Source organism: Rhodococcus sp. 05-339-2, from assembly GCF_002258965.1.
In the GTDB taxonomy this organism is placed as follows: Bacteria; Actinomycetota; Actinomycetes; order Mycobacteriales; family Mycobacteriaceae; genus Rhodococcoides.
In genome coordinates this window covers 105557-117612 of the sequence record NZ_NOYW01000018.1, presented here as the reverse complement: position 1 = coordinate 117612, position 12056 = coordinate 105557, and the positions used below count along the sequence as shown (strand labels likewise).

Genomic DNA, 12056 nt, shown 5'->3' with positions numbered 1-12056 from the left:
CTCACCGCTCGATCATCGTGCGCACCAGCTTGAAGCCCTGACCGATCGATACGTCCGGCAGATACGCCCGACCGATTGCATTACCGATGCTGGGAAGTGCGGCCGGATCGGCGAACGTCATGTGCATCGGTTCGTAGCGAGGCTGGAACTTCGACTTGAACGCCAGTAGCGAACGGAATCCGTATACAGGTTCGAGGGTGCGTCCGAGGACGTCGAGCAACCGTTCGAGCAAGCCCGACAGCGTCGACTGCTCGGCACTCGAGACATGTTCGGGTTGCTTCTCGTCGACCTTGGCCAGGGGTGCTCCCGACAGACTGAGGAATCGAGCCCCCTCCTGTTCGAGCAGCAGAGCGGCCGAAGCGATGAGGAATTCCATCGTGGGCCGGAAACCCTCGGATCTCCGTCTCATGAAATCGAGCGTCCATCCGACGATGACGCCGTCCTCGTACACCGGCATCCACGAGGTCACACCGTGCACGGTCCGGTGCTCGTCGACGGCGATCAGGCACCGCACGTTCTCGTCGTCGACCTCCTCGAGACCGCCGAGAGTGAAGCCCATCTCGGGCATGCCCTTGTCCGCGACCCATTCCTCCGAGATCGCAGTGATCTGGTCCGTGATCGCCAGCGGGGCAGAAGGAAAGCGAATCCACTCGGCGACGACGCCGGCCTTCTTCGCTCTGTTCAGCGCAGTCCGCACGTCCTGGAATCGCTTACCTGTGAATGCGATTCCGTCGAGGTCGAGAACCGTTTCCTCACCGACCTGGATTCCTCCCCAACCGAGGGAGTCGGTGATGCGGCGGACGTCGGGTGTGACGGAGTAGAAGCACGGTATCCATCCGTTCTCGGATGCGAACTCGGCGAAGTCGACGACGTTGTCCCGCAGGGATTCCCGCGGACCGACGGGATCCCCGGTGGTCAGTGCAACGCCGGAGATGACTCGGTAGGCGACATAGCTGCGGCCGTCGGGACCGAACCAGTACTTGTTGCCGCGCCAGGTCGTCATCCACGACAGGGCAGACCCGCTGCTCGACATGAGCAATTCGCGTGCCCGTTCGGTGGCGTCGGTCTCGCTGCCGTACACCGGGGTCAGGAAGGTACTCGCGGCGAGCACACAGACCACCACCCAGAACACCACACCGGTCCACTCGAAGAGCAGAGTGGTCGGCGTGTTCTGCGGTAGCAGGGAGGGCTCGAGCCACTGCAGGTAGACCGGGGGAATCAACCGTTGCGGGAAGTCCGCCAGCAAGCCGCCGAACGATGGCGAATCGGCGAATCCGCCTCGGGCCAGATACCCACCGATCGAATAGATCAGAGCGAGTCCGACCGCCACCCCGACCACCGAGGCCGCCCATCGACGATAGGTTCCCGAGGGTGCCGACACATCGAAGAACTTGCGGGTGACGAACAGGACCAACAACACGATCAGCGGCAGCAGGAACGGCACCGCAGTGCGGTACGCCGTCGGCGATTCCAAACCGTAGAACAGGGACTGGTCGTCACCGGACTCGAGGAACCGGATCGCGAAGTTGGCCACCGACAGCGCGAGCAGAATTCCCTGCGAGACCACCGCCATCGCCCACGCGAATCGCCTCCCTCGGCGCAGGCCGTCACTGACCACCAGCAGGAACAGCGACGGCATGATGCTCAGGATGGTCGGGCCGACTCCCCCGAGTCTGAGATCGAGCAGACCACGACGGCATTCGACCGGGTCGGTGGTCGCGTCGGCGCAGATCTCGCGCACCTCGGCCGCCGTGTACGGAACCCCCCGCACCACATCTCGAAGTACCGCGAACGGCCCGACAGCGTTGGGGCTCAGTGCCGCCAGCACCGGGCCGAGGGCACTCGCGGCGACGATCAACGCAACCAGGACCCGACCCTCGCGTTGGGTACCGGCCAATCGCGGGCCACGTGCCGACCGACCGACGATCCACGGGCCCACGATCAGACCGATCACCGCCGCGGCGAGCCGAACGACGTCCTGCAGGTGCCCACCGAACAGAGCCAACGTCACCAACAGGGCCAGCACACCGACACGAATACGCCTGCGCCACAACGTATCCATCCGCGAGGTCGCGACCAGGACGACGCCGAAGATCCAGGTCGTCGGACCCACAGCGGTTCCGACGTGCAACCGGAACCCCCAATCCGCGTCGAAGGTCTTGGCCAGGACCGCAAGACCGAGGCCGAACAGCGAACCGGCCACCTGCGTCACCAAGGCCGCGACGGCGAAGCGACGGGATCCGATCCGGCGCTCGATCGGAGCGGCGGCGACCAACACCCCGATCGTCGCCACCACGCACCCCGCGATGTTGGGTGCCGCCAGACCCGAGGTGAGCGGGGTCCACAGGTGCCAGTGCTCGAAGGGCATGATGCCCACGGCGAAGTACCTGTCCATCTCGCCCCGGTCGTCCACGACAGCGGCGACGATGCCCATCACCCAGACGACGGCGAGCAACGCGAAACTGACCGGTGCTCCCACGGCACCGAACACGATGAGCGACCACAGCCGGCGAAGCTGGCGCATCACCGCAGACGCACCCGACCTCAGAGACTCGGTGCGCGTGCGTATCCAGGACGGTTCGACGGGATCGTGCGCGCCTGCCACACCCGAAGTCGGTGCCTCGGCGTCGGCCGCGGACGGTCGTTCCGGATCGGTCACGTTCACGAAATCAACCCTGTCCTCGTCGCCAACCATGGGAGCTCACGTCGGAGGCCCTCCGACCACACAGCGAAGCTGTGTCCGCCCGGTACCTCCACGTACTGCACATCCATTCCGGCGGCCTTCGCCGCGTCGTACATTTCCTGTTGGCCCGGTTTGTAGTCGTTGTCGTCCGACCCCACGACGAAAATACCGGCCGAGTCGGGGTACCGACGTGATTTCAGCAGGTCGAGCGGATTGACGGCAGTGAACGCCGCGGAGTTTCCTCCGAAGGCCTGCTGCACCGTTCGGTATCGATCGCCGAGAGTCGGCTCGCGCTGACCGGACAGGTCGAGAAACGTGGGATAGACATCGGGATGATTGGTCGCCATCTGTATCGAACACGTACCGCCGTAGGACAATCCACCGATCGCCCAGTGCGCGCGGTTCGGATCGACCTGCAGTGCAGTGTCGATCCAGTCGGGAACGTCGCGGGAGAGATACGTGTCCACGTTGCCCAGGGGTGAGTCGACACAGAGCGGGTTGGCCATCGACGACCCGGTTCCGTCCGCGGCGACGACGACCGGCGCGAGACCCGCGTGATCGCGAGCGAAGTTGTCCATGGTCTCGGCGAGCTTTCCACCGTTGAGCCAATCCTCGGGTGCTCCCGGCTGACCGGCGAGCAGCACGAGGACCGGAAGGAGCGGACGAGGATCGGCGAAGTAGGCGGGCGGCAGGTAGATCTGCGCATCTCGTGCGGAGAAGTTCGACGCAGTGGCCGGAATGGAGGCGGAGGTGATTCTCCCGGCGGACGCCAGGTCGGCGGGCGCGGTCCAGACCGAGTCGAGCGGCGTGCCGGTGACGGTCTGTGCCACCGCAGCGGGCACGTCCGAGAACTGAATGCGCGCCGCGGACTCGGCCCCGAGAGCGTTGCCCACGGTGGGGTAGGCGTCGAACTCGAGATTGACGTGCAGGGCCGACGCCGCCACCACGAACACCGTCGCCAGCACGGACGCCGAGGTGCCCAGCACCCCTCGAGCGGCCAACGACCTGGGAACCATCGTGAACAACGCAGCGAGACCGACGCCGATCCACACGTAGATTGCGGTCTCTATCGGGTCCGGGAACGGTCGCCACACCTTCTCGACCACCACGTAGCCGATCGTCGTGGCAACGATCGATGCCGTCGCGGCGATCGGCAGCGCACGCGTGGCGTATCGCCGCGATCTCGACAAGAGCAGCCACAGACCACCGAGGGCACCGAGAACGGACACGATCACCGGTACCGGGCCGTCGATCAACGACAGGGAATCGAACCAGTCCACGCCTTCGTCTCCGCTCACTTCTCGAAAGTCGGGCCGAGGGGCGGCACGATCACAGCACAGAATATTCGCCGCGGGATTCCCGCGGTCGAGACCCGCCGATTCGTCGCGACACCGCCTATGACCGATCCCACACCTGCCGACAGGTCGGTACTACCACGAGTAGTACGCATCCGCGTCGGAGTAGCCGTAGACTCGGACGAATGGCTGGTCTTGGTGAACTAGAGCGTGCAGTGATGGACCATCTGTGGGAGTCGTCGGATCCCCAGACCGTTCGACAGGTGCACGAGGCGCTGGCGACGCATCGCGAACTCGCGTACACGACAGTGATGACGGTGCTGCAGCGGCTGGCGAAGAAGAAGTTGGTCGTGCAGCAACGCGACGACAGAGCGCATCGCTATGCCCCGTTGCACGGCCGCGACGAGCTGGTCGCGAGCCTGATGGTCGACGCGCTGTCGCAGGCACCGGCATCGGGTGGACGCGCAGCGGCACTCGTCCACTTCGTCGGACAGGTCGGGGCCGACGAAGCCGCCGCCCTCCGTGAGGCGCTCGCCGCTCTGGAAGTGGCACAATCGACATCGAAGTCCCCTTCGGCTGGAGATGGCCGTCCGACGGACTGACGCTCGCGGCAGTAAGTGAGGACATGAACTCGACGACTGCGCTGGTATTCGCAGTACTCGCGCTGATCCTGGCTGGGCCGGTTCCGGCAGTGCTCGCCCGCGCGAGCTGGCCGTACCGGTCACCACGCGCGGCTCTGGTGCTCTGGCAGGCAATTGCCCTCGCTGCTGTGCTCTCGGCCTTCAGCTCGGGCCTCGCGATCGGCGGACTGCTGCTGGTCCCCGGTCCGGACGGTCGGCCCACGACGGCACCGACCGACGAGATCGACGCTCTCGGCCTGCCCCTGTGGATCCTCTACGTCGTCGTCCTCGCCATCACGCTCGGCATCGGTGCCAAGCTCATGTTCTCCGTCGTTCAGGTAGCGGTCAGAACCCGTCGTCGACGTTCCAGGCATCGCGTGCTCGTCGATCTGCTGGATCGAAGCGATCGGGGCGAGAACCCTTTCCGTGGTCTCCGCGATGCAGACATCCGCGTGCTCGACGCGGCGGAACCGATCGCGTACTGCCTACCGGGTCTGCGTCAGCGGGTGGTGCTCAGCCGTGGAACGTTGGCCAGTCTTTCCGAGGCGGAGGTCACTGCCATCCTCAGTCACGAGCGCTCACACCTGCGCGCCCGCCACGACCTGGTCCTCGAAGCATTCACCGCCGTGAACGAAGCGTTCCCTCGGATCGTCCGCAGCAAGTCGGCGCTCGGCAGCGTGCAGCTACTGGTCGAGCTGCTCGCCGACGACTCGGCGGTCAAGGTCACCGGACCCACGCCGTTGGCCAGGGCCCTGGTCACCTGTGCCGGGTCAACTGCACCGCGTGGTGCGATGGCGGCCGGAGGGCCGCACACCCTCATCCGTGTCCAGCGCTTGAGCGGCCCGGGTGCCGATGTGCGCATCGCTGTGGCTGCCTACGCTGCGGCCGTGGTGATCCTCGTTCTTCCCACGATCTACGTCGCCATGCCGTGGCTGGAGGAATTGAGCAAGCTCGTCGGGTGAGTCCCTCGGGCGATCGGGGTCGCACAGGTCACATCGACTCGAGTCGAACAATCGGCGGTACGTCCCGTACAGTAGAGACCGGTCGCCATCGCGGCCTAGCAATCGAAATGGCACAAACAGCCCCACTTTATGCAGTTCTCGTCTGCATTCTGATGGCCAGGTGACAGTGCCCTGGCTCGTATCAATGTGTTCTGGCTGTTTTTCGTGTTTCCCGGTTCTTCGGGTGCTCTCAGCTTCGGGCTTATTGGCGTGCCCGCAATCCGGAGAGGCTTTACTGCGTGACCCACGCTGTTTCCAACACACCCGTTTCCACCGCTTCCGACACCACGGCAGTCCCGACGCCCGCAGCGGCACCGGCATTCACGTTCGCCGATCTCGGACTGCCCGAGGCAGTCGTCGCCGCATTGGCGCGCAACTCGATCACCGTGCCCTCCCCCATCCAGGAGAAGGCACTCCCCGACGCCATCGCCGGTAAGAACGTCCTAGGCCGTGCGCAGACCGGCTCGGGCAAGACCCTCGCCTTCGGCCTGCCGATCCTGCAGCGCCTGTCGTTGCACACCGACCGCCCGGCGGCCAAGCGCCCCCGTTCGCTCGTGCTGGTCCCCACCCGCGAGCTCGCTTTCCAGGTTGTCGAATCCCTCGCTCCCTACGCCAATGCGCAGGGCCTGCGCGTCATGCCCGCCGTCGGCGGCACCCCGTTCAACAAGCAGGTCGAGCAGCTCCGACGTGGAGTCGACGTCCTCGTCGCCACCCCGGGTCGCCTCGCCGACCATCTGCGTCAGGGCACCTGCATCCTGGACTCCATCGAGATCACCGCGCTCGACGAGGCAGATCAGATGGCCGACATGGGCTTCCTGCCCGAGGTTCGTGCCGTCCTCGCCGACACTCCGGCAGACGGACAGCGCATGCTGTTCTCGGCCACCCTCGACCGTGAGGTTCAGTCGCTGGTACGCCAGTTCCTGCCCGATCACGTCGAGCACTCCACCCAGGACGGCAAAGCCAGCGTCCGCACCATGGATCACTACGTGCTCATGGTCGACCGGGGTCAGAAGGATCTCGTTCTGTCCGAGATCGGTGCCCGCGAAGGCGGTCGCACCATCATGTTCGCGCGTACCAAGCTGGGCTGCGACGGAATCACCGACCGCCTGCGTGCGCTCGGTATCGCCGCGGAGTCACTGCACGGTGGCAAGGCTCAGAATCAGCGCACCCGCGTTCTCGAGCGCTTCAAGAACGGCCGTACACCCGTCCTCGTCGCCACCGACGTTGCTGCTCGTGGAATCCACGTCGACGGTATCGACCTGGTCGTCCACGTCGATCCGCCCGCAGACCACAAGGACTACCTGCACCGCGCAGGACGTACGGCACGCGCGGGAGAGAAGGGCACCGTTGTCGCGATCGTGCTGCCCAACCAGCGTCGTCAGGTTCTGCGTCTGACCGGGATGGCCGGCGTCAAGGCCACCGCCGTCAACGTCTCGCCCGGTTCGGCCGAGCTGAACAGCATCACCGGAGCGAAGAAGCCGACCGGTGAGCCCCTGCGCGCCGAGTCCGCTCCCCGCGACCGGAACAGCCGTCCCGGCTACCAGGGCTCCAACCCGCGCAGCGGTGGCGGATACCAGGGCTCCAACCCCCGCAGCGGTGGCGGATACCAGGGCTCCAACCCCCGCAGCGGTGGCGGATACCAGGGCTCGAACCCCCGCAGCAGCGAGGGCTACCAGGGCGACCGTCCCCGCACCGGCTACCAGGGCTCCAACCCGCGCAGCGGCGGCGGATACCAGGGCTCCAACCCCCGCAGCAGCGAGGGCTACCAGGGCGATCGTCCGCGTCGCTCCGATTCGAGCTCGTACCGCGGCTCCGAGGGTCGTGGATACGAAGGCCGTGGCTCCGACAATCGCCGTCCGGCATCCGGTCCCCGCCAGGACGAGCACCGGTCCGGTGGCTTCCGCAGTCGCACGGAACGGCGTTCGTACGACGGTTTCGACGGTCCGGCTCGCAGCCACTGATCGGTTCGTCACCGTGAGGTCGTGATCCGACCCGAAATGCACGAACGGGTGCCGCATTCTTCGCGAATGCGGCACCCTTCGTCGTTGGCGGTGGCCGGCTTCGACACCGGCCGGGGGGTTGGCTCGCGCGAAATCTCGCGGCAAGGAAAGCTGTCTGTATGACCTCAGCAGCAGAACCGACAGAACTGGCTCAGATCGGAGTCACCGGACTCGCCGTCATGGGCTCCAACATCGCCCGTAACTTCGCCCATCACGGTCACACCGTCGCATTGCACAACCGCAGCGTGGCCAAGACCGATGCCCTGATCGCCGAGCACGGCACCGAGGGCAACTTCATCCGCACCGAGACCATCGAGGAGTTCGTCGCCGCCCTCGCGAAGCCGCGCCGAGTGCTCATCATGGTCAAGGCAGGCGACCCGACCGACGCCGTGATCGAGGAACTTGCAGGCGCGATGGAGGAGGGCGACATCATCATCGACGGTGGCAATGCCCTCTACACCGACACCATCCGGCGCGAGGCCGCCATGAAGGAGCGCGGACTGCTCTTCGTCGGTGCCGGTATCTCCGGCGGCGAAGAAGGCGCGCTCAACGGACCGTCGATCATGCCGGGCGGACCCGCGGAGTCCTACAAGGCCCTCGGACCGCTGTTGGAATCCATCGCAGCGCAGGTCGACGGCACGCCGTGCTGCACCCACATCGGGCCCGACGGCTCCGGCCACTTCGTCAAGATGGTCCACAACGGCATCGAATATGCCGATATGCAACTCATCGGTGAGGCCTACAACCTGTTCCGTGACGCGCTCGGATACACGCCCGCTCAGGTAGCGGACGTGTTCACCGAGTGGAACAACGGAGACCTCGAGAGCTACCTCGTCGAGATCACCGCCGAGGTTCTCCGCCAGGTCGACGCCAAGACCGGTCAGCCTCTCGTCGACGTGATCGTCGACGCTGCGGAGCAGAAGGGCACCGGTCGCTGGACCGTCAAGGCGGCTCTGGACCTCGGCGTTCCCGTCACCGGTATCGCCGAGGCCGTGTTCGCTCGGGCTCTGTCGGGGTCACGCGCTCAGCGCAAGGCAGCCGTCGGACTCGCCTCCGGAACACTCGCCGACAAGCCGACCGACGCAGAGCAGTTCACGCACGACATCAGTCGGGCTCTGTACGCGTCCAAGATCGTCGCCTACGCACAGGGCTTCGATCAGATCGCCGCGGGCAGCACCGAATACGACTGGAATCTGCATCCCGGTGACCTCGCCACGATCTGGCGTGGTGGCTGCATCATTCGCGCTCGGTTCCTCGATCGCATCAAGGACGCGTACGACGACGACGCCGAACTGCCCAGTTTGATCCTGGCCCCGTACTTCCGTGATGCCATCGAGAACGCCATCGACAGCTGGCGTCGAGTGGTCGTCACCGCGGCTTCACTGGGCATTCCGGTCCCCGCGTTCGCGTCCTCGCTCTCCTACTACGACGCGTTGCGGGCAGAGCGTCTACCTGCCGCTCTGACACAGGGTCAGCGGGACTTCTTCGGGGCGCACACCTACGAGCGAACCGACTCGGAAGGAAAGTTCCACACTCTGTGGAGCGGCGATCGTTCCGAGATCGAAGCCTGACCGAGAAGCTTCCGCCGGTGGCGCTGCGTTCACCATGCAGCGCCACCGGTACAGCACGGGAACCGGTCAGCCGGGTACCGGCCCGAGAATCGGTTGGACCACCGTCGACGGGATCCCTTCCCACGGCAGTGCACCTTCCAGGTCCTTCCACACCGCCTGCACCGCACTGAAGCACCCCTGGCCGTCGACGTCGGAGGCTGCGTACAGAATTTCCGCACAGTCCGGTACGTCGATGGTGAAAAGCTCGAATCCTGCTGCAGTGCAACCGATTCCGGATTCGAGCTCGAGTATTCCCGAGGCCACCGAGGCGCCCAGCGAATTGAGAATTCGCGAGGACTCATGTGGCCCGCGTCCGGTCATGACGATCTCCGGGCTGCCGAAATTCGTCAGACCGACCGTATAGCAGAACGCCGGATGGATACCGTCGAGATCGATTTCCGATTCCACGTACTGCAAGGCCCACCCACACCTGTCGATGGTGCGTTTCACACCTTCGATGTACTCGTCGACGCTGTAGCCCTGACACATCTTGCACATAGCTCCCCCACACTCTGCGTGCGATCGCCCCCTCGGCGATCACGGTGCCGAACGCCGATCGAACGTGCGTTCTACTCGAAGTATTGCGCGGGGCACCGACAAGAAGATTCCGACGGGTGGTCGACGCAGCGGTAGGGTCACAGCCATGCCGGGTCAATCCGTTCGATCGTTCGCAGAACTGGGACTGCCCGTGGTTCTCGTCCACTCGCTCAGGAAAGCGGGTGTCTCGGAGCCGTTTCCGATCCAGTCCGCGGCCCTGCCCGATGCGCTCGAGGGCCGCGATGTACTCGGCCGTGCTCCGACCGGATCGGGAAAGACTCTCGCGTTCGGGCTTCCGTTGCTCGTGCGGCTTGCCGGTCGTCGCAGTGAGCCCGGTGCTCCGCGTGGACTCGTGCTTGCTCCTACTCGCGAACTCGCGCTCCAGATCCAGGAAGTCCTCGACATCCACGGTGCGACGTTCGGCCTACGCAGCGTCGGTGTGGTCGGCGGCGTCCCGCTCGAGCGCAATGTCCGAGAGATCCAGCGCGGAATCGACATCGTGGTTGCCACCCCCGGTCGCCTCAACGACCTGCTCGCCCGACGCTCGATCACGTTGAATCGCGTGGAGGTGACCGTGATCGACGAGGCGGATCGCATGGTGGACATGGGATTTCTGCCCCAGGTCGATTCGCTCCTCGCCGCGACACCGGCCGGCGGGCAGCGACTGCTGTTCTCGGCGACCCTGGACGAGGACGTCGACCGCCTGGTCGAGAAGTTCTTGAACGATCCGGCCGAACATTCGACGGCGGAGTCGGTCGGCGAGCCCGACATCGCGCACTACGTGTTCAGGGTCGACGCTGCCCGCAAGACCGAAGTAGCTGCCGCACTTGCCAACAGGGACGGTCGCACGCTGCTGTTCGTCCGGACCACTCACGCGGTCGACCGACTCACCGACGACTGTCGCCGTCTGGGTGTATCGGTATCGTCGTTGCACGGCAACAAGACTCAGGCTCACCGCACACGCTCGCTGGCCGCTTTCGGCGACGGCGAGTCGACCGCGCTGATCGCCACCGATGTCGCAGCACGGGGGGTTCACGTCGACGACGTCACCCTCGTGGTTCACGTCGACCCACCGTTGGACTCCAAGGACTACGTGCACCGCGCGGGCCGCACTGCGCGCGCCGGAGCCAGCGGAACCGTCGTGACGTTGGCCACCGCCGATCAGCTCGATCACGTGCGTGCGATGGCCGGCGACGCCGGTGTCTCGGCGACGGTGATCGACACCGAGACCGATCCCACCTCGTGGCGTCGGTTGACGGGGGCGCGTACCCCCATCGGCCGACCGCTCCCGGCCGAGGCGACGGAATCACCCGCCCCTCGTAGTTCGCGGCGCGGTGCCGCACCCGCCCGACACGAGCGACCCGGGCGTTCCGGAGGCAGGCGAGGCGGCACCCGAGGACGACGCGGGTGACCGCCTCCTGGTTGTCGATCCTGCTCGCGCTGGTGTCGGCATTCCTGTTCGCCTCTGCGTCGGTGGCACAGCAGAGCGCCGCCGCGTCGGTTCCGGAGGGAACATCGCTGCTCTCGGCTCTGATCCGAAGCCCGAGGTGGTGGGTGGGCGTACTCGGGGACGGCGGCGGCTACGCGGTTCAGATCGCTGCACTGTGGGTCGGTTCGGTGCTGGTCGTGCAACCCTTGCTCGTCACCGCCTTGCTGTTCGCACTCCCGATGTCGGCGAAATTGGCGGGCCGGGCACTCCCGGTTTCGACGTGGGCACTCGCCGTTCTCCTGGCCACCGCTCTTGCGGTGTTCATCGTGGTCGGCGATCCCAGTGAAGGCAATACCGACGCCCCGCTGGCCGATTGGATCATTCCGCTGATCATCGCCGCGGTCGTGATCGGTGGCGCCGCGGTGGGCGGGCTCGTACTGAGAGCGCCCGGCGCGCGGGCTCTGTTGCTCGGAGCCGCGGGAGGGCTGCTGTTCGGTCTGGCTGCGGCTCTGACGAAGTTCGTCACCGATCTGGTGGAGAGCGACCTGCTCGGGGCCCTGGCAGCCTGGCAGACCTACGCGCTGGTGGGATCCGGAGTTCTCGGGTTCTATCTGCAGCAGCGAGCCTTCCAGGTCGGTCCGCTGTCCGCGTCACTACCGGCGGTCACGATCGGCGAACCACTCGGCGCTGCGTTCATCGGCATCACGGTCCTGGACGAGCGAATCAGAACCGACGGGACGTCCCTCGCCGTCATCGCCGTAGCGGTGTTCGTCATGGTGGTGACGACGATTCGACTGTCTCGGACCCAGGCGTCGACCCGCATCGAAACGGAGACAGGGGACGTGGCTTCGGCCCCGAATGCGCCCGACCGGTAGTCTCGA

At 65.9% G+C, this 12056-nt stretch carries 9 protein-coding genes; 6 read left to right on the top strand and 3 right to left on the bottom strand.

Going from position 1 to position 12056, the window contains the following annotated elements; all coding sequences use genetic code 11:
- Position 1 precedes the first annotated feature (1 nt).
- A complete protein-coding gene (locus CH273_RS18385) occupies positions 2-2524 on the bottom strand; it encodes a bifunctional lysylphosphatidylglycerol flippase/synthetase MprF (RefSeq protein WP_032398488.1) in 2523 nt (840 codons plus the stop codon).
- Between the two features lie 137 nt (positions 2525-2661).
- Entirely contained in the window at positions 2662-3963 is a 1302-nt protein-coding gene (locus CH273_RS18380) for an alpha/beta hydrolase (RefSeq protein ID WP_032398489.1), read from the bottom strand.
- A gap of 200 nt (positions 3964-4163) precedes the next feature.
- Here CH273_RS18380 and CH273_RS18375 point away from each other — a divergent pair, with 200 nt between their 5' ends.
- From CH273_RS18375 to gndA, 4 genes are all read left to right on the top strand, one after another.
- Positions 4164-4580: a BlaI/MecI/CopY family transcriptional regulator gene (locus tag CH273_RS18375; RefSeq protein ID WP_032398122.1), complete on the top strand. Its 417-nt coding sequence runs from the start codon at positions 4164-4166 to the stop codon at positions 4578-4580.
- Positions 4581-4603: 23 nt separating this feature from the next.
- Positions 4604-5560, top strand: coding sequence for a M56 family metallopeptidase (locus CH273_RS18370; protein ID WP_032398123.1), 957 nt, complete (start codon positions 4604-4606; stop codon positions 5558-5560).
- 278 nt (positions 5561-5838) lie between these two features.
- Positions 5839-7560, top strand: a complete 1722-nt coding sequence (locus tag CH273_RS18365; RefSeq protein WP_032398124.1) for a DEAD/DEAH box helicase — start codon at positions 5839-5841, stop codon at positions 7558-7560.
- A gap of 158 nt (positions 7561-7718) precedes the next feature.
- Positions 7719-9170, top strand: coding sequence for an NADP-dependent phosphogluconate dehydrogenase (gndA, locus tag CH273_RS18360; RefSeq protein WP_032398125.1), 1452 nt, complete (start codon positions 7719-7721; stop codon positions 9168-9170).
- A 66-nt stretch (positions 9171-9236) separates the two neighbouring features.
- Here the strand turns inward: gndA and CH273_RS18355 are convergent, their stop codons facing one another.
- A complete protein-coding gene (locus CH273_RS18355) occupies positions 9237-9707 on the bottom strand; it encodes a DUF4262 domain-containing protein (protein WP_032398126.1) in 471 nt (156 codons plus the stop codon).
- Between the two features lie 145 nt (positions 9708-9852).
- On the opposite strand from CH273_RS18355, the gene CH273_RS18350 reads away from it, so the two are divergent.
- Together CH273_RS18350 and CH273_RS18345 are read left to right on the top strand one after the other, a co-directional pair.
- Positions 9853-11157, top strand: a complete 1305-nt coding sequence (locus CH273_RS18350) for a DEAD/DEAH box helicase (protein WP_032398127.1) — start codon at positions 9853-9855, stop codon at positions 11155-11157.
- Positions 11154-12050 carry a DMT family transporter gene (locus CH273_RS18345; RefSeq protein WP_032398128.1) on the top strand — a complete coding sequence of 299 codons (897 nt, stop codon included), beginning with the start codon at positions 11154-11156 and terminating at the stop codon, positions 12048-12050. The genes CH273_RS18350 and CH273_RS18345 overlap by 4 nt, the downstream gene beginning before the upstream one ends.
- Positions 12051-12056 lie beyond the last annotated feature (6 nt).